Annotated in this window: 21 protein-coding genes; 2 read left to right on the top strand and 19 right to left on the bottom strand. The window is 71.5% G+C overall.

Translation table 11 applies throughout. The features are described 5' to 3' along the window. Window positions 1-12: 12 nt before the first annotated feature. The 9 genes from ABD52_RS01695 to ABD52_RS01655 form a co-directional block, all read right to left on the bottom strand. Window positions 13-348, bottom strand: a complete 336-nt coding sequence (locus tag ABD52_RS01695; protein WP_013289303.1) for a rhodanese-like domain-containing protein — start codon at window positions 346-348, stop codon at window positions 13-15. A 28-nt stretch (window positions 349-376) separates the two neighbouring features. Continuing rightward, on the bottom strand, window positions 377-1312 hold the full coding sequence (locus ABD52_RS01690; protein ID WP_047890518.1) for an LCP family protein: 936 nt from the start codon (window positions 1310-1312) through the stop codon (window positions 377-379). A 179-nt stretch (window positions 1313-1491) separates the two neighbouring features. Beyond that, a complete protein-coding gene (locus ABD52_RS01685) occupies window positions 1492-2703 on the bottom strand; it encodes an LCP family protein (protein WP_047890517.1) in 1212 nt (403 codons plus the stop codon). A 204-nt stretch (window positions 2704-2907) separates the two neighbouring features. After that, window positions 2908-3303, bottom strand: coding sequence for a hypothetical protein (locus tag ABD52_RS01680; protein ID WP_047890516.1), 396 nt, complete (start codon window positions 3301-3303; stop codon window positions 2908-2910). A 136-nt stretch (window positions 3304-3439) separates the two neighbouring features. Continuing rightward, window positions 3440-4687 (bottom strand): LCP family protein, encoded by a 1248-nt coding sequence (locus ABD52_RS01675; RefSeq protein ID WP_047890515.1) that lies wholly within the window; start codon window positions 4685-4687, stop codon window positions 3440-3442. Between the two features lie 74 nt (window positions 4688-4761). Continuing rightward, the gene (locus ABD52_RS01670; protein WP_047890514.1) at window positions 4762-5739 is read right to left on the bottom strand and encodes an NAD-dependent epimerase/dehydratase family protein; all 978 of its coding nucleotides are present in this window, start codon (window positions 5737-5739) and stop codon (window positions 4762-4764) included. Window positions 5740-5806: 67 nt separating this feature from the next. Next, window positions 5807-7480, bottom strand: coding sequence for a cation acetate symporter (locus ABD52_RS01665; protein WP_013477486.1), 1674 nt, complete (start codon window positions 7478-7480; stop codon window positions 5807-5809). After that, on the bottom strand, window positions 7458-7826 hold the full coding sequence (locus ABD52_RS01660) for a DUF485 domain-containing protein (protein WP_047890513.1): 369 nt from the start codon (window positions 7824-7826) through the stop codon (window positions 7458-7460). Before ABD52_RS01660 ends, ABD52_RS01665 begins: the two co-directional genes overlap by 23 nt. Window positions 7827-8063: 237 nt before the next feature. Continuing rightward, entirely contained in the window at window positions 8064-8660 is a 597-nt protein-coding gene (locus tag ABD52_RS01655) for a flavin reductase family protein (RefSeq protein WP_347405042.1), read from the bottom strand. Between ABD52_RS01655 and ABD52_RS01650 the strand changes: the two genes are divergently transcribed. After that, entirely contained in the window at window positions 8650-8907 is a 258-nt protein-coding gene (locus ABD52_RS01650) for a hypothetical protein (protein WP_047890511.1), read from the top strand. The two genes, ABD52_RS01655 and ABD52_RS01650, sit on opposite strands and share 11 nt — an antisense overlap. Window positions 8908-8928: 21 nt before the next feature. Here ABD52_RS01650 and ABD52_RS01645 read toward each other — a convergent pair whose 3' ends face one another. The 10 genes from ABD52_RS01645 to ABD52_RS01600 form a co-directional block, all read right to left on the bottom strand. Next, window positions 8929-9420 (bottom strand): SRPBCC family protein, encoded by a 492-nt coding sequence (locus ABD52_RS01645; RefSeq protein ID WP_047890510.1) that lies wholly within the window; start codon window positions 9418-9420, stop codon window positions 8929-8931. Next, on the bottom strand, window positions 9420-11114 hold the full coding sequence (locus tag ABD52_RS01640; protein WP_047890509.1) for a hypothetical protein: 1695 nt from the start codon (window positions 11112-11114) through the stop codon (window positions 9420-9422). The genes ABD52_RS01645 and ABD52_RS01640 overlap by 1 nt, the downstream gene beginning before the upstream one ends. Then, window positions 11099-11863 carry an ABC transporter ATP-binding protein gene (locus ABD52_RS01635; RefSeq protein WP_013289292.1) on the bottom strand — a complete coding sequence of 255 codons (765 nt, stop codon included), beginning with the start codon at window positions 11861-11863 and terminating at the stop codon, window positions 11099-11101. The genes ABD52_RS01640 and ABD52_RS01635 overlap by 16 nt, the downstream gene beginning before the upstream one ends. A gap of 78 nt (window positions 11864-11941) precedes the next feature. After that, window positions 11942-13582 carry a cation acetate symporter gene (locus ABD52_RS01630; protein ID WP_013289291.1) on the bottom strand — a complete coding sequence of 547 codons (1641 nt, stop codon included), beginning with the start codon at window positions 13580-13582 and terminating at the stop codon, window positions 11942-11944. Further along, window positions 13582-13932 (bottom strand): hypothetical protein, encoded by a 351-nt coding sequence (locus ABD52_RS01625; protein ID WP_176739863.1) that lies wholly within the window; start codon window positions 13930-13932, stop codon window positions 13582-13584. Before ABD52_RS01625 ends, ABD52_RS01630 begins: the two co-directional genes overlap by 1 nt. A 262-nt stretch (window positions 13933-14194) precedes the next feature. Further along, window positions 14195-14857: a DUF5701 family protein gene (locus tag ABD52_RS01620; RefSeq protein WP_235437299.1), complete on the bottom strand. Its 663-nt coding sequence runs from the start codon at window positions 14855-14857 to the stop codon at window positions 14195-14197. A 67-nt stretch (window positions 14858-14924) separates the two neighbouring features. Next, a complete protein-coding gene (locus ABD52_RS01615; RefSeq protein ID WP_013289288.1) occupies window positions 14925-15692 on the bottom strand; it encodes a LytTR family DNA-binding domain-containing protein in 768 nt (255 codons plus the stop codon). Continuing rightward, window positions 15689-16912 (bottom strand): histidine kinase, encoded by a 1224-nt coding sequence (locus ABD52_RS01610; RefSeq protein WP_013289287.1) that lies wholly within the window; start codon window positions 16910-16912, stop codon window positions 15689-15691. Before ABD52_RS01610 ends, ABD52_RS01615 begins: the two co-directional genes overlap by 4 nt. Window positions 16913-16945: 33 nt before the next feature. Beyond that, window positions 16946-18451: a sugar transferase gene (locus tag ABD52_RS01605; protein WP_013289286.1), complete on the bottom strand. Its 1506-nt coding sequence runs from the start codon at window positions 18449-18451 to the stop codon at window positions 16946-16948. Window positions 18452-18775: 324 nt separating this feature from the next. Further along, entirely contained in the window at window positions 18776-19636 is an 861-nt protein-coding gene (locus ABD52_RS01600; protein ID WP_047890506.1) for an Fpg/Nei family DNA glycosylase, read from the bottom strand. Between the two features lie 136 nt (window positions 19637-19772). Here ABD52_RS01600 and ABD52_RS01595 point away from each other — a divergent pair, with 136 nt between their 5' ends. Then, complete coding sequence (locus tag ABD52_RS01595) at window positions 19773-21041, top strand: glycosyltransferase family 4 protein (protein WP_047890505.1); 1269 nt, start codon at window positions 19773-19775, stop codon at window positions 21039-21041. The last annotated feature ends 33 nt before the right edge of the window (window positions 21042-21074 follow it).

The following is a 21074-nucleotide window of genomic DNA, read 5'->3' as shown; positions in this document are numbered from 1 at the left end:
CGCGTCACCGACTCAGGCGACCCGGCCCGGCTGTCCGTCGTCGGTGACCACCGGACGGCCGGCGGCGGCCCAGTCGCCCATCCCGCCGTCGACGTTGCGCACCTGGTCCCAGCCGTTGCGCATGAGGTAGCCGACCACCTGGGCGGACCGGCCGCCCGAGCGGCAGATCACCGCCACGTCGCGGTCCTGTGGGATCTCGGCGATCCGGGCGGGCAGCTCGGTCATCGGCAGGTGGTGGGCGGCCGGCGCGTGGCCGGCGGCCCACTCGTCGTCCTCGCGGACGTCGAGCAGGTAGACGTCGTCGGGCACGGCCGACGCGGGCACGCTGGGTAGTGAGGCTCCGAACACGGTAACCAAGCCTAGTCGCCCACGGCGCTCACAGCCGGTTGACCCAGCGCGGGTTGGCGCCGGCCCATTCCGGTACGCGCGTGTCGCGCAGCGCGGTGAACAGCCCGCCGCCGCCGTTGTCCAGCACCACGTACGAGACGCCGTCGATGGTCTGCGGGTAGGAGGGCACCTGGACCCCGCGCAGGGCGTCCGCGGGCAGGCCGCGCAGCGCGAACAACAGCTCGTCCAGGGGTACGCCGTTGGTGTCCACGGTCAGCGCCCCGCCGGCCGCCCGCAGCACGCGGTCCAGCTTGACCGGGTCGCTGCGCAGCCGCGTCTCGCCCGCCCGGTCGAGCACCGCCCGCAGCATCTGCTGCTGGTGCCGCTGCCGGTCGAAGTCGCCACCGGGCAGGTCGTAGCGCTGCCGCACGTAGTCGAGCGTCCGCGCGCCGTCCATCCGCTGGCAGCCGGCCTCGAACTGGTACCGGGTGTGGATCGAGCGCACCGGCGTGTCCACGCACATCCGGATGCCGCCGAGCTGGTCGATCACCTCCTTGAAGCCGGAGAAGTCGACGAGTGCGGCGCCGTCGAAGCGGACCCCGGTGAGCCGGTTCAGGGTGGTGCTGAGCAGCCGCGCGCCGCCCTCACCGCCGCCGCCGTGCTCGTACGCGGCGTTGACCTTGTCCTGGCCGCCGGGGAAGCCCGGTGCCGCGGGGAGCGCCACCAGCAGGTCGCGCGGCACGGAGATCAGGTACGCCTGCCGCATCCCGGCCGGTACGTGCACGATCAGGATGCTGTCGGAGCGCTGGTCCTCCGGGTTCGCGCCGGGCCGGTGGTCGGAGCCGATCAGCAGGTAGTTGAGCGCGCCGTCCAGGTCCGTCCGCTTGTTGCGGGCGGCCGGGTCGAGCAGTTGCTCCTTGGCCACGGTGCGGTCGTAGCGCGAGGTGAGCCAGTGCAGCCCGGCGACGCCGAGCGTGGCGAGCAGGACCAGGACGAGCCCGGTGCCGAGCAGGAACCGGGCCCAGCGGGCGGGTCCACCCCGCCCGCGTCGGTTCCGTGCTGGCCTGGACGTGACGATCCCCCCGTAGCCGCGACATGAGACCCGCTCACGTCAGGCTACGGGGGGATCGGCCGACCGGTATCGCTTTCGCGCAGGTCAGCGGGTCATTTCCGGGTGGAGAGGACGTCCGGGTTGTTCACCACGAACTCGGCCAGCTTGTCGTTCTTGACCGCCCTGAACATGTCCATGCTGACCTCGTTGAGGATCTCCCGGTTGCCGTTGCCGTTGAAGGTGCCGCCGTTGGTGCGGAGCATGACCAAATCGTTGCCGGTCACACCCTTCATGGTGAAGATGAAGTCCTCGATCGACACACCGCCAGTGTCCAGGACGAACGCCTTGCCGGCCGCCTTGATCAGCGCGTTCAGCTTGATCGGGTTGGTCAACGTCCCGCCCTGGCTCGCCTTCTTCGCCATCGCCTTGATCAGTTGCTGCTGATTCTGCTGCCGGTCGTAGTCGCCGTTGCGGAGTGTCTTGCGCTGCCGGGAGTAATCCAGCGCCTGCCACCCCTCCATCTCCTGGCAACCCTTCTTGTAGCTCACCGGCTTCATCCTCTTGCCGGTCTTCTTGGCGTCCGCGTTCCACATCGGCTTGCCGTCGACGTACGACATGTGCAGCGAAGAGACGTCCTGGGTCACACAGATGTTGACTGTGCCGATCGCGTCGATGACGTTCTTGAAGCCGCCGAAGTTGATGATCGCGGCGCCGTCGAAGCTGATGCCGGTCATGCCCTTGATCGTCTTGGCCATGAGCTGGGCACCACCCTCCCAGCCACCGCCGTTCTGCGCGCCGTGGAAGAAGGCAGCGTTGATCTTGTCGACGCCACCTCGGTAGCCGCTCTTCTCATACGCCGGGATGCGGGCTTCGGTGTCCCGAGGGATCGAGATCAGGTAGGCCTGGTCGTGGCTGGCCGGGATGTGCAACACGATGATCGTGTCCGACCGGACGTCGTCGGCGGCCCAGCGGGCCCGCGCGTCCACGCCGAGCAGCAGCATGTCGATCGGGCCTTCGAGGCTGTTGCCGCCCTCAGCCTCGGTCTTGCCCGCTTCGCCGAGAAGATTGCGCTGGGCGATGTTGCTGGTGGCCTGGCCGATGACCGCCTTGCTGCCGACGATCGCGACACCACTGGTCACCATCAGCACGGCGCCGAGCACCAGCGTGAGCTTCGCCCAGAGCGGGTCCTTGCGCTTGGTGCGCTTCTTCTTGCCACCGCCGGGACCGCGACCGCCGGAACCGGGCTGTGTGGGGATGACCGGAGGGACCCGCCCGGATGATCCGGGTGCCGGTGACTGCGGGCGACGGCTGGTCTGGACCGACATGCGTGCTCCAGCTCGGTGATCGGGGGCGGGACCACTTTACGTACTGGTTCTCATTTCTGCGACCTCGCGTAGGAACAATTCCCGCCGCTGCTGGACTCGCTGAAGGGGTCGACCCGAAAGGATGGCGTCAATTGCCCGTTCGGTGGTTGATGTCACCCCACGGGTTGCCGGTCCCGGCGGCCTGCACCGAGACCGGCGTCGACGTCACCGGCTCTTAAGTGGGATCTGCTGGTACGCGCAGCTGGATGCGGAGTCGATGCGAATGCCGTTGGCGATGCCGTAGTAGCCGACGTCGTAGATGTTGTTGGGCTTGCCGGCCGGCATGCACTTGATGCCGCCGTTCGTGTAGCGGATGTAGACGACATCGTCGTTGCGGCTGTTAACGCCGAGGTCGATGTCCCCGCCGGTGGACTGGAAACCCGACGTGACGACCTGGTACTTGTGGATCAACTGGTTGTCGAGGTTGTACAAGCAGGCGTACGGATATGGGCAGTTCAGCGCGGCTGCCTGTGCAGGCGCGGCGGTGAGCGCCACAGCGCCGCCGGACAGAAGCGTGGCGACGGCCGCTACCCGTAGTACTTTACGCAGCAAGGCTTGCATCGTTCTCCCTACCTCAGCATGGATGCAGGGGTCGTACGCGAGTCAAGCTCTCAGCAAACCTCGGCGACCCCCGTGCGCCGTACGGACGAGAGCGACAGTATTAGATATTTCGATGGATGGTCAATCCCGGTCACCGTCAGCCGCCCGCGTTGTCGCCCGAACCCTTCTTGTTGGCCTGCATCCACTCGGCCATCCGGTCCGCGGCGATGGCCTTGTACATCGCCAGCGCCTTCTCCCGGTCGGAGACCACCACCGACTGGCCGTCGATGGTCTGGCCGCCCAGGTGCGGGCTGGTGACGAACGTCAGGTTCTCGCCCCGCAGGCTGCGGAACTGCACTGCCATGTCGGTCAACGAGAATCCCTGGTCGACCGTGACGGCGGCGGTCACCGCCTTGAGGAAGTCGTTCAACTTCTTCGGGTTGGTGAGCGTCCCGGTGCTGGCCGCCTTGTCCATCAGCGCCTTCAGGAACTCCTGCTGGTGCCGCATCCGGGCGAAGTCGCCGTCCGGGAACTGCTTGCGCTGCCGGACCCAGTCCAGCGCCTCGGCGCCGTTCATGTGGTTCACACCCTTGGTGAACGTCCGGTACGGCTTGTGGATCGAGGTGATGGTCCGCTCCACCTTGAGGTCGACCCCGCCCAGGGCGTCGGTGACCTCCTTGAAACCGCCGAAGTCGATGGCCATCACGTGGTCGATCCGTACGTCGGTGAAGCACTCCACGGTCTTCACCGCGAGCGGCAGGCCGCCGAACGCGAACGCCGCGTTGATCTTGTTGCGCGAGCCGGAGTCGCAGGATGCGCCGGCGCTCTCCGGGATCGGCACGTACAGGTCACGCGGCACCGAGACCAGGTATGCGCTCTTGTGGTCGGCGGGGATGTGCATGACGATCACGGTGTCCGCGCGCCACTTGCCGGAGCCGTCGACCGGGGCGTCCGGATCCCGCGAGTCACTGCCCACGAGCAGGATGTTGAACGCGCCCTCGACCTGCTTGGCCGGCCGCCCGCCGGTGATCCCGGCGAACGGATCGGTGCGCGCCAGGTCGTCGTCAAGGTTGCGGGCGTAGAACCAGGCGCCGAGGCCGCCGAGCAGCGCCAGCACCAGCACCGCGACACCCGCCACCAGACCGATGCGCCCCCAGCGCGGCCGGGGACCGCGCCGGCCGGACCCACCCGGACCGCCGCCGCCCGGACCACCGGGACCGGTCGGCCCGGCCGGGCCGCCGGGACCGCCGGAGCGGGGCGCCTCGTCGTGTGCGGGGTACCACGTGGCTTCCGAGGGGCGGGCGCGCCCGGTGGCGCCGCGGCCGGAGCCGGGAACCGCGGCGCGGCCCGCGCCCCGGTTCAGGTGTCGGGGGAGCGGGGCGCCGGCAGACGAGGTCGCTGACATGTAACCGAGGGTAGGTCGGCCCGGCCACCGACGCCCTCGTACGCGCCCCGATGTCAGCCGCGTCCCCGGCGGGTTCAGTACCCGAGACGCCCGCGGAAGTACTCGATCGTGCGTCGGAGGCCGTCTTCGGGCGTGACGCTCGGCTCGTATCCGAGCAGTTCGCGGGCGAGGGTCAGGTCCGGGCGGCGCATCTCCGGGTCGTCCGAGGCGCGAGTGATGTAGCTCACCTCGGACGTGCTTCCGGTGAGTGACACGATCGTCTCGGCCAGTTGCCGCATCGACATCTCGTGCTCGGTGCCGCAGTTGATCGGCCCGGTCTCGGTCGAGTCGAGCAGCAGCAGGATGCCGCGCACCAGGTCGTCGACGTAACAGATCGAACGGGTCTGGTTGCCGGTGCCGTGCACAGTGATCGGCTCGCCGCGCAGCGCCTGGGAGATGAACGTCGGGATGGCCCGGCCGTCGTCCGGGCGCATCCGCGGGCCGTACGTGTTGAAGATCCGCACGATCGCGGTGTCGGTGCCCCGGCTCCGGTGGTAGGCCATGGTGGCCGCCTCGGAGAAGCGCTTCGCCTCGTCGTAGACGCTCCGGATGCCGATCGGGTTGACGTTGCCCCAGTACGTCTCCCGCTGCGGGTGCTCCTTCGGGTCGCCGTACGCCTCGGAGGTGGAGGCCATCAGGAACCGCGTGCCGTCGTCGGTGGCCCGCTCCAGCAGAGCCAGCGTGGCCACCGAGCCGACCCGGAGGATCTCCACCGGAAGCTTCTCGAAGTCGGTGGGGCTGGCCGGGGACGCCATGTGCAGGATCGCGTCGAACCGCTCGGCCATCGCCGGGTGCTGCGGCAGGCCGTCAGAGATGTCCGCCTCGACGAGCGTGAAGGTCGGCTTGTCCAGCAGGTGGGCCACGTTGTCCTTGGACCCGGTGACGAAGTTGTCCAGCACCACGACGTCGCAGCCGCGCTCGACGAGCCGGTCGACCAGGTGGGACGGTACGAAACCGGCGCCGCCGGTGACGAGGATGCGGTGTCCGGTACCGAAGCGGGGAGCGACCTTCATGGCGGTCAGCCTATACACGCGAGGCGGGGCCCCCGCGTAAGGCAGGGGCCCCGCTCGACCGTGGTGATCAGTGCGCGCCGGCTCCGGTGAGCGAGCGCACCTCCAGCTCCGCGTACTTCTCCTCGTCGCTCTCCTTGGACAGGATCGTGCCGAGCCAGCCGCACAGGAAGCCGAACGGGATCGAGATGATGCCCGGGTTCGACAGCGGGAACCACTGCCAGTCGTGGTCGGGGAACATCGCCGTCGGCGCGCCGGAGACAACCGGCGAGAAGAAGACGAGCACCACGGCGGCGAGCAGGCCGCCGTAGATGGCCCAGACCGCGCCCGAGGTGTTGAACCGCTTCCAGAACAGGCTGTAGAGGATCGCCGGCAGGTTGCCCGACGCGGCGACCGCGAACGCCAGCGCGACCAGGAACGCCACGTTCAGGTTCTGCGCGTAGATCGACAGGACGATCGAGACCGCGCCGATCACCAGCGCGGAGATGCGGGCGACGGTCACCTCCTGCCGTTCCGACGCCTGCCCGTTCTTCACCACGTTGGCGTAGAAGTCGTGCGCCAGGCTGGACGACGACGCCAGGGTGAGCCCGGCGACCACCGCGAGGATCGTGGCGAACGCGACCGCTGCGATGATCGCCAGCAGTGTCGCGCCGCCCAGGTCCCCGCCGAGGAACTGCTCCCCCAGCTTCTCGGCGAGCTGTGGCGCCGCGGTGTTGCCCGCCTTGTCCTGTGCGGTGATCTCCGACCCGCCGACGATCGCCGCCGCGCCGAAGCCGAGCGCCAGGGTGAGCAGGTAGAACGTGCCGATGATGCCGATCGCCCAGAGCACGCTCTTCCGGGCCGCCCGCGCGGTCGGCACGGTGTAGAAGCGGATCAGGATGTGCGGCAGGCCGGCCGTGCCGAGGACCAGCGCGATGCCCAGCGAGAGCAGGTCCATCTTGCTGTAGAACGTCTTCAGCGCGTCGCCGGGTGTCTCCACGCCGTAGCGCAACCCGGGTTCGAGGAACGCCGCTCCCTTGCCCGAGGCGCTGGCCGCGTCGCCGAGCAGCGAGGACAGGTTGAACTTGTACTTGGCGAGCACCAGAAGCGTCATCGCCAGCGCGCCGCCCATCAGCAGGAACGCCTTGACGATCTGGACGTACGTGGTGCCCTTCATGCCGCCGACGGTCACGTAGATGATCATCAGGGCGCCGACCATGATGATGGTGGCGACCTTGGCGGTGTCGGCGTCCATGCCGAGGAACGTGGTGCCCGGCTTGATGCCGAGCAGCAGGGCGACGAGCGCGCCGGCGCCGACCATCTGGGCCAGCAGGTAGAAGATCGACACCGTGATGGTGGAGACCGCCGCCGCGGTCCGGACCGGCCGCTGCCGCATCCGGAACGCCAGGACGTCCGCCATCGTGTACCGGCCGGAGTTGCGCAGCAGCTCGGCCACGAGCAGCAGCGCCACCAGCCAGGCGACCAGAAAGCCGATCGAGTAGAGGAAGCCGTCGTAGCCGTAGAGCGCGATGATTCCGGCGATGCCCAGGAAGGACGCCGCCGACATGTAGTCGCCGCCGATCGCCATGCCGTTCTGGAAGCCGGAGAAGGACCGGCCGCCGGCGTAGAAGTCGGTGGCGGTCTTTGTCTGCCGGCTGGCCCAGACGGTGATCGCCAGCGTGATCGCCACGAAGACCAGGAACAGCGTGATGGTGAGGTTCCGGGCGGTGGTGCTGCCCGCCTCAGCCGCGAGGACCGTGTTCATGGGTCACCTCCCCCATCTCGTCGCGGATCCGGTCGGCGACCGGGTCGATCCGGCGGCTGGCGAACCGCGAGTAGAACCAGGCGATGAGGAACGTGGAGACGAACTGGAGCAGGCCGAAGACCAGGGCGACGTTGATGTTGCCGATCAGCTTCGTGCCCATGAATCCCCGCGCGTACGCGGAGAGGATGACGTAGAGCGCGTACCACAGGAAGAACGCGACGGTCATCGGGAAGACGAAGCCGCGCAGCGCGCGACGCAACCCGGCGAACTCGTCCGACCGCTGGACGGCTAGGTACCGTTCCGCCGCCGACTCGGCGGGTGCGGACGCGGGTGTGTCCGTGGACATCTGTGGATCACCACCTTCGCAGGCGTGGGGGAGTTTCGCGCACGGTAGAGAGCGCGCTCCCGACCCGGGAAGGCTCCGCCGCCGGGCGGCGGACGGCTGCGCCGAACGGCGCCCCCACTGCGCCCAGTGACCCACATCACTCCGCTAACCGGTCACCCCGGCCCCGTCGATCATGAGGTTGACGGCGACAAATCGGACGCCGAACGCGGCCAACTTCATGATCGTCGGCGCGAGGGGTCAGCCGGGGAGGTCGTGGTAGCGGCCCCGGTAGTGCAGCAACGGGGGTGTGTCCCGGGGGAGGTCCACCGACTCGATGGTGGCCTCGACCAGCAGACCCCAGCCGTACTCGCGGGCGGTGTCCAGGCGGCAGCCCGCCCAGCCGCCGGCGTCCGCGGGCACCGGGCCGTACGGCGTCTCGGTCCAGGTGTCCAGCGCGAACAGGCCGCCGGGCGACGGAAACAGGCCAGCGAAGCGGTCGGCGAGCTGCCGGTGCTGCGGGCCCAGCGGGGCCACCGCGAACCGTCCCGCCTCCTCGACGGCCGCCCACAGGTCCGACTCCGGGTCGATCAGGCCCAGCAGGCGGTCCGGCTCGCCCTCGGCCACGAGCGTGGAGGAGACGGTCAGCCCGGCCGGACCGGGCGCGGTCCAGAGCGTCACCGGGGCGGCCAGCCGTCCGCGCAGCCGGCGTACCGGCGAGCGTTGCGCGGCCGGCGCCGCGAACGGATCGGTGGAGTGGATCTGCGCGCCTGGCTCTGGATTCACGTGAAACATTGTGCCGCCCGTCCCCGCGCGAGGTTCGACGGAACGCCCTACCCTGCCGGGCATGGCTCTCATTCCCCCGCAGCAGCTCGCCCAGGAACGGGTCGTCGCCGCCGACGCCATCCTGGGCGGCCAGGTCGACCTGCGTGCCTATCCCCACCGGCACCTGCTGGTCAGGGCGAACAACACCTGGGGCCGCAGGGCGTTCCAGCCGCTGATGGAAGCGGTGGAGCACCTGTCGAACTACGGCTGGGAGCTGGTCACCATGACCAGCGTCGGCGACGGCCACCACGTCTACGCGGCGATGCGCCGCACCGCCTGACGGCGGCCCGGGACGCGCGGCTCAGTCGTCGGCGACCAGGCGGCGGGCGGCGGCCAGCACCTCCGGGTCGGCGCAGCCGGCCGCGTACCCGGCGATCCGGCGGCGGATGTCGCGCCCGAGCAACCACTCCCCGATCCGCTCGGCGACCGGGCGCAGGAACGCCGGCCGGCAGCGGAAGTTGTACCGCCAAGTCGCGACAGTGGTGCCGGGATCCGGGCCGGGCGCGAACCGCCAGCCGCCGCCGAACCGCTCGAAGAACCACGGTCCGCGCACCATCTTCATGCCGACGTTGGTCGGCGGTGACCAGGAGACGTACTCGCTGACCATGACCAGGCCGTGCCGGGACCGGGTGTACGTGCGCACGCCGCGGCCGGGCCGCGTCGCGCCGTCGACGAAGTGCTGCTCGCGGACGAACGGATCCCAGCGGTACCGCACCGGGGCGGTGGTCTGGGAGACGGCGAACGCCAGCTCCGGCGGGACCGGGACCGTGGTGACCGCTTCGACGACAGGCATCAGCGCCTCGGCGTGACAGCGGCCAGCAGCTCCGGCTGCCGGTGATCCAGCGTGTCCCCCGCCATGTACGCGCCGAGCAGTGCCGCGCCTCCGCCGTACGCCAGGCCGACCGGCAGTGCCAGCCAGAGCCACACGTCGCCGAGCAGCGCGGCGGCCACCACGAACGGCACCGCCACCACCGCGGAGCCGACCATGGAGACCAGGGTGAGCAGGCCCTTTGTGAATCCCGCGCCGCTGTTCAGGGCGAACGGGTTGCTCGACTCGGGCAGCGAGTACGCGCCGAGCACTGAGACGAACGCGTTGATCGCGAGCCCGCAGCCGTACGCGGCGAACAACGCGCCACCCATCACGCCGAGCCATTCGGGCCGGCCGAGGACGACGGCCAGCGCGACGGCGATCACGAGGAGCATCGGCACCACGTAGATCGAGAACGCGGCCATCCGGGCCCGCAGCTCCACCCGCCCCGGCACACCGGCGACCACGTTCGCCGCGAACGAGCTGCCGTCGAAGCCGAACTGGTTGGCGAGCGTCAACGACGCGAGCGCCCCCACGAAGACCATGGTGAGGCTGACCATCGCCGGTGAGGAATCGGCTGTCGCCTGGTCGAACGCGGCGCCGCCCTCGGACAGGAACGCGGGGCCGCCCAGGTTGACCATCAGCGGCACGAACACGCCGACCACGGCGACGGTGATCAGGTTGGCCCGGCGGCGGGCGTCCCGCCACCAGTAGCGGCACTCCCGGGCGACGATCGCGCCGAACCGGTCCCGCCGGGCCCAGCCCACCGCGCGGGGGAAGAGCTGCGCGACCGCGCCGCCGGCCACAGCGCGCGGCGTCCGCGCGGGGCCGCTGCTCGCGGTGCCCACCATCGCCGACTCCAGCGACCGCGACCACCAGAACAGGAGTACGCCGAGCGTCGCGACCGCGATCAGCAGCTTCACCACCGCCGCACCGGTCCGCCCCTGGGCCACGTCCACGCCGGCGGTCCACGGTGCGCCGAACGGCGTCCAGCCGACCACCCGGGCCACACCGTCCAGCCGGTCCCAGTCGGTCTGCCGTACCGCCGCGAGTACCAGCAACTGCAACGGCCCGAGCAGCGCGGCCAGCACCGCGAGCAGCACGGCGGCCAGGTCGCGTACCCGGCGGGAGCGCAGCATCGTCGCGAACGCACTGGTCAGCGCGCGGGCACCGGCCAGGCAGACGAGCAGCCCGACGACCACGCCGAGCGCGCCGACCAGGGCGGCCGCCCATCCACCGAGCGCGCCGGCGGTGACCACCAGCCCGGCCGCCGTGATCGCCGTCGCCAGGGCCGGCACGCTGACCAGGGCGGCGGCCAGCAGACCGGTGACCAGGGTGCGGCGGGACAGCGGCAGCAGCGCGAACCGGGCCGGGTCGAGCGTCTCGTCCACGCCGAAGAAGACGAGCGGCAGGAGCAGCCAGCCGAGCGTCAGAACGCCACCGCCGAACGCGGCGATCATCAGCGCGTACCGGGACTCGCCGGCCAGCCCCGGCGCGGCGAGCAGGAAGAACCCGACGGCGGCGAACCAGAGCCCGAACAGCAGGCCGAGGACGAACAGCGCGACCCGCCAGGTCTGACCCCGGAAGTTGTTGCCGAGCACCCGCAGCTTGAGCCGGACGAAGTGCCAGGGCGACACGCGCCGGGCCGGACGCTCGGGGACGGTCACCGGGACAGCCACGACAGCTCCTCGCCGGTCGCGGTCCGGCCGCCGACCACCTCCACGAAGACGTCCTCCAGCGACCGGTCGCCGCGCACCTCGGCCAGCGTGCCCACCCGCTTGATCCGGCCCTCGGCCAGGATCGCCACGTGGGAGCAGAGCCGCTCGACCACCTCCATCACGTGGCTGGAGAAGATCACCGTTCCGCCGCCGCCGACGTACCGGTGCAGGATGTCGCGGATCAGCGCCGCCGAGACCGGGTCGACGGCCTCGAACGGCTCGTCCAGCACCAGCAGGCGCGGACCGTGCAGCAGCGCGCAGGCCAGCCCGATCTTCTTCTTCATGCCCGCCGAGTAGTCGACCACCAGCGTGCGGCCGGCGTCGGAGAGCGCCAGCACGTCGAGCAGCTCCGCCGCCCGCTGGTCGACCACCGCCGGGTCCATGCCGCGCAGCAGACCGTGGTACGCCAGCAGCTCCGCCCCGCTCAGCCGGTCGAAGAGGCGTACGCCGTCGGGCATCACACCGAGCAGGCTCTTGGCTCGGACCGGGTCGGCCCAGACGTCGTACCCGAGCACCCTCGCCTCACCGGCGTCGGGCCGCAGCAGGCCGACGGCCATGGAGAGGGTGGTGGTCTTGCCCGCTCCGTTCGGGCCGAGCAGGCCGTAGAACGAGCCGGTCGGCACGGCGAGGTCGACGCCCGCCACCGCGACCTTGGTGTCGAAGCGCTTGGCCAGACCACGAAGGGAGAGCGCGGGGTGCTGATCGGTCATGGTCCGACCGTATCGGGCTCCGGCCAGCGGCTGCTCGGGCGGCAGGGTGATCTTCTGCTCCTACCTGGGGAGTAGCGCCTACAGGCGCAGCGACTCCGGGGTGTGCAGGCGGAGCATGGTGGCGCCGACGTCGCGGGGAAGCCGACGCCGGCTCGCCATCGACACCACCACCATGACGGTGAACGCCAGCGGCACCGTCCACGCGGCCGGCTGGGTGGTCAGCGTCGCCGGCCACCCGGTCAGCGGCGGGCCGAGCACGGTGAGCAGCACCGCCCCGACGGCCGCGCCGCCGCCGACCAGCACACCGGCGGCGGCGCCCAGGTCGGTCAGGCCGCGCCACCAGATGCCGAGCACCAGCAGCGGGCAGAAGCTCGACGCGGCCACCGCGAACGCCAGCCCCACCACCTGTGACACGTCCAGCCCGGAGACGTTCAGCGAGAGCACCGCCGGCACCCCGCCGGCGATCACCGTGGCGAGCCGGAAGCCGCGTACCGAGCCGCGCCCCAGCACGTCCGTGGAGATCACCCCGGCCACGCTGGTGAGCAGGCCGGACGAGGTGGACAGGAACGCAGCGAACGCGCCGGCCGCGACGAGCGCGGCGAGCAGCCGGCCGGTGGTGCCGTCGCCGAGCGCGGCACCGGGCAGCAGCACCACCACCGCGTCGGTCTGGCCGCTCACCAGCAGTTGCGGGGTGTAGATGCGGCCCAGCACGCCGTACACGGTGGGCAGCAGGTAGAAGACGCCGACGAGCGCCAGCACCACGAGCGTGGTGCGGCGGGCGGCGGCGCCGTCGGGGTTGGTGTAGAAGCGGACCAGCACGTGCGGCAGGCCCATGGTGCCGAGGAACGTGGCCAGGATCAGCGAGTACGTGGCGAACAGCCCTCGGTCGTCCTCGCCGGCGGTGTCCGGCAGCAGCCATTCGGTGGCGCCGGTCGCCGCGCCGGACACCTCCGGCACCGGGTCACCGGCGGCGAACTCCAGGCGGTCGCCGGGGCGTACCTCCCGGATGTCGCCGTCGGGCAGGGTGAGCGTCGCGCGGTGCTCGACCACGACTGTGGTCGCGGTCCGGAACGTCGGTCCGTCGGGCGGGGTCACCGCCGGGCGGGCGTCGGCCTGCCACTGCAACGCCAGGAAGATGGCGGGTACGGCGAGTGCGGTGAGCTTGAGCCAGTACTGGAACGCCTGCACGAAGGTGATCGCCCGCATGCCGCCCAGCGCCACGTTCGCGGTCACCACCACGGCGACGAGCAGCGCGCCGAGCGGGTACGGCGAGCCGGTGAGCGTGGCCAGCGTCAGCCCGGCGCCCTGCAACTGCGGCACCAGGTACAGCCAGCCGATGAAGATCACGAAGACGGTGGCGAGCGTCCGCAGCCGGCGGGAACCGAGCCGCACCTCGCAGAAGTCGGGCAGCGTGAACGCGCCGGAGCGGCGCAGCGGCGCGGCCACGAACAGCAGCAGCGCCAGGTATCCGGCGGCGAAGCCGACCGGGTACCAGAGCACGTCCACGCCGTACTTGAGGATCAGCCCGGCGACGCCGAGGAAGCTCGCCGCCGACAGGTACTCCCCGCCGATCGCGGCGGCGTTCCAGGTCGGGCTGACCGACCGGGACGCGACCAGGAAGTCCGAGGTGGTCCGGGCCAGCCGCAGCCCGTAGAAGCCGATGCCGACGGTGACCAGGGTGACGGCGACGATCGCCGGGACCACGTAGCCGTTGGACATCAGTGTTCCGGCCGTCGGATCAGGTCGACGAAGTCCTGCTCGTTGCGTTCGGCCAGGCGCACGTACGCCCAGCCGACGACGATCAGGAACGGGAAGGACACGACGCCGAGCAGCAGCCACGGCAGGTTGACCCCGAGCACCGTGACCCGGCCGACAGTGGGCGCGATGGCGAACAGCCAGGGCAGGCCGCCGAGCCCGATCAGCACCAGCAGGCTGAGCCGCAGCGCGAGGGAGAGCTGGGCGCGCATCAGCCCCTGTACGAGCGTCTCGCCGACAGGGGTCTGCTGGGTCAGCTCGGAACGGGTGCGGTCGGCCGGGTCGCCCGTCCGGGAGACCTCGGCCAGCACGATCCGGGTCCGCTTCGGCGCGGCGGCCGGCGCCGGCCCGCTGCCCGGCTCGCGGAGCGGTGCGGACGCGCGCGGGCCGGGAACCGGGGCGGCCTCGGCGGGCCGCCCCGTCAGATGCTGTTCCGCGGCTCCGGTCACCCCCGGCAGTCTCGCCCGCTCAGCGGGAATGTCAAGAGCAGGCGTCCGGGCCCTGTGCACAACCTGTGGATAACGCTTCACGGTTGTGGATAACCCGGTGGATGGCGTGGAGTCGTTGTGGACAGCGTCAGCTCAGCCCCACCCGTACCGGGTTCGCGGTCGCCGAGCCGAGCCAGGTGTGCGGGTTGCCGAACCAGCACCACCCGAGCTTCGGCGCGCCCTGGCTGATCCACAGCGCCGGCACCCGCCGGTCGCCGCAGCGCGACCCCACGAGCGAGAAGCACCTGTTGCTCGCCAGCGCCTGCGGGTGCAACGTGACGAACGCCAGCCCCTCGTCGATCGTGATCGGCAGCCGGTCCTTCGCGGTCATGTCCTCGAGCACGGCCGACGGCGGCACGTTGCGGTACTCCTCGCCCCGGTCCACGTCGAAGAGCAGGTACGCGGGACCGGACGGCACCTCCAGCTCCTTGATCGGGTGGAACGTGGGCAGGTCGTCGGCGGGGAAGTTCCGGTCGAGGACGCCGGTCTTGCGCTTGCCGGCGAGCGTGGTGAGCGCGATGCGTTCCGGCACCGGCACCAGCTCCCGCGTGGTCACCAGCAGGAACGGCACCCGGGCGTCGGTGGGAGCGGCCAGTCCGGCGGCACCGGTGACCGCCGCGTCGCGCAGCGGGGTGAGCAGCGCCCGGAACTCATTCTCGGTCTGCCCGGCCAGTGCCGGGTACCCGAGCTGCACGAGGCGGCCGAGCTGGCTGTCGAATTCGGTAGCGGCGTCGAAACGGTCGTCGGACATGCGGTCCCCCACCCTGTCGTACGGTCTGCCGTACATTGTACGTCAGCGCTCCCGACGCCCCCGTCCCTCAGCGGCTCCAGTCCTGTTTCGCGGCGCGTACCAGCTTGTCCTTCAGCTCCCGGGTGTGCCGGCGGCTCACCGGCAGCTCGGATCCGTCGATCACCACCACGTAGCCGGAGTTGACCAGCCGCAGCTCGGCGATGAGCCGCAGCTGCACCAGATACGACCGGTGGATCCGGACGAACCCGGCATCGGCCCAGCGCTCGGCCAGCGTCGCCAGCGACACCCGGACCAGGTGCGACCCCTCCGCCGTGTGCAGCCGCGCGTAGTCGCCCTGCGCCTCCACCCACCGCACCGCCGAGCGGGGCAGCATCCGCGTGGTGCCGGCCAGCTCGATCGGGATGGTCGGATCCTCCTCCGCCCGGGCCAGCGCGGCCGGATGCGACGGCACCACCCGGGAGCCGATCACCCGGCGCAGCGACTCGGCCAGCCGCTCGGCGCGTACCGGCTTGCGCACGTAGTCGGTGGCGCCCAGGTCGAACGCGTCCACCGCGCCGTCGTCGTACGCGGTGACGAACACGATCGCCGGCGGCCGCGCGAACCGGCGCAGCACCCGGGCCAGCTCCATGCCGTCCAGCCCCGGCATCCGGATGTCGAGGAACACCACGTCCACGTCGTCGTCGCGCAGCACGCGCAGCGCCTCGGTCGCGTCCCCGGCCGTGTGCAGCCGGGCCACCCGGGGGTCGGCGCGCAGGTGGTACGCCAGCTCGTCGAGCGCGGGCGGCTCGTCGTCCACCGCCAGCACCCGGAGGAAACCGGTGCCGGTGACGGTCACGACGACGCCCGGACGCCGGGGTGGAACTTCGGCACACGCATGCTGACCTTCGTACCCGAACCCAGGCCGGTCTCCACCACCAGGCCGAAGCCGTCCCCGAAGACCGACCGGAGCCGTTCGTCGACGTTCGAGAGGCCGACGTGCTGCCCCGGGTCGTCGGCCGGGTCGCCGGCCGCGCCCGACACCTCGGCGATGCCGGCGGTTAGCGTCGTCGGATCCATCCCCACCCCGTCGTCCTCCACCGTGATGTGACACTCCGCGCCCGCGTCCCGGGCCTCGATGCTCACCATGCCGGTGCCCGGCTTGCGGGACAACCCGTGCCGGACCGCGTTCTCCACGAGCGGCTGGAGGCAGAGGAACGGCAGCGTCACCGGCAGCACCTCCGGCGCGATCTGGAGGCGCACCTGGAGCCGCTCGCCGAAACGCGCCCGCTCGATGGTCAGGTAGCGGTCGATCGAACGCAGCTCCTCGGCCAGCGTGGTGAACTCGCCGTGCGCCCGGAACGAGTAGCGGGTGAACTCGGCGAACTCCAGGATCAGCTCCCGCGCCCGCTCCGGGTCGGTGCGCACGAACGAGCCGATCGCGGTGAGCGCGTTGTAGATGAAGTGCGGGCTGATCTGAGCGCGCAGCGCGCGTACCTCGGCCCGCGCCAGCCGCTCCCGCGACGACTCCAGCTCGGCCAGCGCGAGCTGGTCACCCGCCCAGTGCGCGGTCTCCAGCGTCGCCTGCACCAGACCCGGGGCCGGGCGCTCGTCGGCCACCGCCACCAGCGCCCCGACCACCCGCCCGTCCGCGCGCAGCGGCGCCACCACCGCGCCGCGTACCGGGCAGTCGACCAGGTCGCAACGCAGCTCCGACTCGCCCAGCACTGTGGAGCGCCCGCTGTCGGCCGCCCGCCGGGCCGCCGCGACCAGCTGGTCGCCGTGGTGCGCGCCCTGCCCGTCGACCGCGAGCAACGCGTCGCGGTCCGTCAGCGCCAGCCCGGCCGCGCCCACGAGGGCCCGCAGATGGCGTACGGCCTTCGCCGCGTCCGCCGCGGTCAGGCCGGCGCGCAGCGGCTCGGCGGCGAGCCCCGCTGTGTGCAGCACCTCGTACGTGGCCCGCTGCGTGGCGGTGGCGATGCCCCGCCGACCGCGCAGCCGCAGCACCGCCCAGAGCGCCGCGGCCAGCGCGGTGACCAGCGAGACGACGGCGAAGACGGCGGAGAGGTTGCCACCCACGCAGCGATCCTGCCGGGTGCCGGCCCGGTAGCGCTAGTACGCGCCCTTGCGGGCCAGCACCACGCCCACGGTCCGCCACAGGATGCTCAGGTCGTACGCCAGCGACCAGTTGTCGACGTAGTAGAGGTCGAGCCGGACCGCCTCGTCCCAGGACAGGTCGGAGCGGCCGGAGACCTGCCACAGACCGGTCATGCCCGGCCGGACCAGCAGCCGGCGCCGGACGTCGCCGAGGAAGTCGCCGTCGTCGGCGGGCAGCGGGCGCGGGCCGACGAGCGACATCTCGCCCCAGAGCACGTTGATCAGCTGGGGCAGCTCGTCCAACGACGTGGCACGCAGGAAGCGGCCCACCGGGAAGACCCGGGGGTCCTGCTTCATCTTGAACAGCATGCCGTCGGTCTCGTTCTGGTCGACCAGGCCGGCCAGCCGCTCCTCGGCGTCGACGTACATGGTCCGGAACTTCCAGACCCGGAACGTCCGCCCCTCGTGCCCCACCCGGGGCTGACGGAAGAAGACCGGCCCGGGGTCGGAGATCCGGATGGCGACGGCGATGGCGAGGAAGAGCGGGGCCAGCAGCAGCAGGCCCAGCCCGGCGGCGACCCGGTCCATCAGGTTCTTGACCAGCAGCGCCGGCCCGGACAGGGTCGGCTCCTCGACGTGCAGCAGCGGCAGGCCCTCGATCGGGCGGATGTGCACCCGGGGACCGGCGATGTCGGTGAGCTGGGGCGCGACCACCAGATCGACGCCGGAGCCCTCCAACTGCCAGGCCAGCCGGCGCAGCTCGCCCGGCTCGGCGCTGGCCGAGCCGCAGACCGCGATCGTGTCGCCGCCGACCTCACGCACCAGGGCCAGCACGTCCCGGCCCGCGTACACCGGCACCGGGGTCTCCAGGCCGCGCGCGGCGGCGTACCCGTCGGTGAGGTGGATGGCCACTGGCACGAGGCCGACGGACGGGTTCCGGGTGACTGTGGTGTAGACCTCCAGGCACTCCGGAAGCGTGCCGACGAGCACCATCCGGTGCCCGGCGTGGCCGGCGCGGCGGCGCAGCGCGTGCAGGCAGGCCCGGGCGATCATGCGGCCGAGCAGGATCAGCAGCAGGGCGCCGAGCAGCGCGAAGCCGACCGTCCAGCGGGACAGGGTGGTCTTCGTGGCGAAGGCGAGGAACGAGACCGTCGCGGCGACCGCGACGCCGCCGCGGATCACCCGCTTGAACTCGTCCGGGCCGAGGCCCAGGTAGCGCCGGTCGTAGGCCCGGTTGCCCCAGAGGATGAGCACCCAGCCGAGCGGCAGGAGCGCGAAGGCCACGGTGTAGAACCACGCCTCGGGCGCGTTCCGGAAGCCGGAGGCGGCCTGCTCGAAGATCTGCACGGCCAGGAAGCTGGCCAGGGCGGCCGCGCCGAAGTCGAGCAGCAGCAGGAATGCGATGTAGGGCCGGTGCCACCGGGACACCCGGCGCCGGGCTCGGGCCCACGCCGACCGGGGTACGCCGTTGTGCGACGGCGGAGTCGGCGGCTGGATCTCAAAGCTGTCGACGTGCCGCACGCTCTTGCTCCGGCCTCTGTCGGTTACCGGGCGCTGGAGGCTTGTCGTCACCTCAACCCATGTCCTCCCGCATGACCCGCGTCCTCACTCGGCGTGAGGGCCCGGGTCGCTCACCGTCCCAGTCTCCCACGCGGGCCCGGCTTGGACCGGCCCCCGCGAGGAAGCCGTTCCGCTGGTGCTCGGTGAGATCTGGCCGGCTCCGAATCAGTTGTGAAGCCGGGGACCGAGCCACTATACCGATGGATGACGGCTCGGGTAGAGGGGCGGACCGGACCTTCGGCGATCGCCGGTCGATTCCGCTCGGTAACCGGCGAATGCCATTACTCACCGTACGAGCCGGGACAACCTTCGGTCAGCCAGCGGCTTGCCGCCGGTCTGACAGGTGGGGCAGTACTGGAGGCTCGAATCGGCGAACGAGACCTCGCGCACGGTGTCGCCACAGACCGGACACGGCAGTCCCTTGCGGGCGTGCACCTTCAGGCCCGAACGCTTCTCGCCCTTCAGCTCCGCGGCCCGCTGCCCCATCGACCGGCGTACCGCGTCGCCGAGGACCGTGCGTGTCGCCGCGTGCAGACCGGCGAGCTGGTCGTCGGTGAGCCGGTCGGTGATCGCGAACGGCGAGAGCCGCGCCGCGTGCAGGATCTCGTCCGAGTACGCGTTCCCCACCCCGGCGAGCACCGCCTGGTCGGTCAGCACGCCCTTCACCTGACCCCGGCGGCTGCGCAGCCGCTCGGCGAATGTGGGCAGGTCCGCCTCCAACGCGTCCGGCCCGAGCTTCGCCACGCCCGGCACCTGCGCCGGGTCGGTGACCAGGTACGCGGCCAGCTTCTTCTGGGTGCCGGCCTCGGTCAGGTCGAAGCCGGAGCCGTCGTCGAGGCGTACCCGCACGGCGATCGGACCCTTGCCGGGCCGCAGCGGGGTCGCCGACGGGAACGCCTCCCGGTAGTGCAGCCAGCCCGCCCGGGCCAGGTGGACCACCAGGTGCAGTCCCTCGTCGAACCGGACGTCCAGGAACTTGCCGTACCGGCCGGCGCCGGTGACCGCACGGCCGGCGACCGCGCTCGGCGGCGGATCGTACGTCTTCAGGGCGCTGATCGCGGCGACCTCGAACCGCTCGACGCGGCGGCCCACCGCACGCTCGCGCAGGTAACCGGCGAGCGCTTCCACCTCCGGAAGTTCGGGCACGGTACAACGGTAGCCTTCTTTCCCGTGAGCGCGAGGAATGAGCTTGCGAGTCCCATGCGCGAGCGCGAGGAGTGAGCTTGCGAGCCCCGCAGCCGCGAGCAGAGATCGGCACAGTCGCGAACGAAAGGCGAGCTCTGTGAGAATCGTGGTGGCGCACAACCGGTACCGGGAAGCCCAGCCCTCCGGCGAGAACACCATCGTCGACGCGGAGATCGCCCAGCTCGCCGCCGCCGGCGTGGAGGTGCTGCCGTTCCTGCGCAGCTCGGACGAGATCCCGTCGATGTCCAAGCCGGCCAAGGCGCTGCTGCCGATCTCGCCGATCTGGGCGCCGAAGGCCCAGCACGACCTCGACCGCCTGCTCACCGAGCATCGGCCGGACGTGTTGCACCTGCACAACCCGTACCCTCTGCTCTCGCCCTGGGTGGTGCGGACCGCGCACAAGCGCGGCGTGCCGGTGGTGCAGACGGTGCACAACTACCGGCAGGTCTGCTCCTCGGGCCTCTACTTCCGCGACGGCGTGATCTGCCAGGACTGCCGGGGGCGGACGCTGGGCGTACCGGCGATCGTGCACCGCTGCTACCGCAACTCCCGGGCGCAGAGCGCGCTGATGGCGACCACGCTCGCCGTGCACCGCCCCACCTGGAAGTCGGTGGACCGGTACATCGCGCTCACCACGGCGGTCGCTGATCATCTGCGCGACTACGGCATCCCGGACGAGCGGATCGTGGTCAAGCCGAACGCCGTGCCCGATCCGGGCACCCCGGCGCCGTCCGGGAACGGCTTCCTCTTCATGGGCCGGCTCAGCCCCGAGAAGGGCCTCGATCTGCTGCTCGCGGCGTGGCGCCGGCACCCGGTGGGCGCGCTCGGCCCGCTGCGCATCGCCGGTGACGGCGAGCTGCGTCCGCTCGCCGAGGCGGCCGCCGCCGAGCGGCCCGACGTGCTCTACCTGGGCCAGCTCGACCGCTCCGGGGTACGCGCGGCGCTGGCCGACAGCTCCGTGGTGCTGGCCACCTCCACCTGGCACGACGTGCTGCCCACCGTGATCATCGAGGCGCTGGCGTCGGGGCGGCCGGTGCTCGGCACCGCGCTCGGCGGCATCCCGTACCTGGTGGGTGCAGACGGCCCGCGTGAGCCCGCCGGCACCGGCCCGGCCGAGGTGGCCACAGCGGCCCCGGGCGACGGGCGGGTCGCGTTGCCGTCAGGGGTGCAGCGCGGCGAGGCCGGCTGGGTGGTGGCGCCCGAGGTGGACGTGCTCGCCGCCGCGCTGCCGCTGGCCGCCGCCGAGGCACGCATGCTCGCCGGCGCGGCCCGGTCCCGCTACGAGCGCACCTTCCACCCCGACGTCATCACGAAGCGCCTGATCGACATCTACGCCGGCCTGGCCGGAGGTCGTGCCGCGCGCTGACCGAGGTGTTAGGAAGGGCCCCTTTCAATGCAC

This window comes from Micromonospora sp. RV43 (genome assembly GCF_001029515.1).
In the GTDB taxonomy this organism is placed as follows: Bacteria; Actinomycetota; Actinomycetes; order Mycobacteriales; family Micromonosporaceae; genus Micromonospora; species Micromonospora aurantiaca.
The sequence above is the reverse complement of the archived record's forward strand: the minus strand, read 5'-3'. Positions and strand labels throughout refer to the sequence as shown.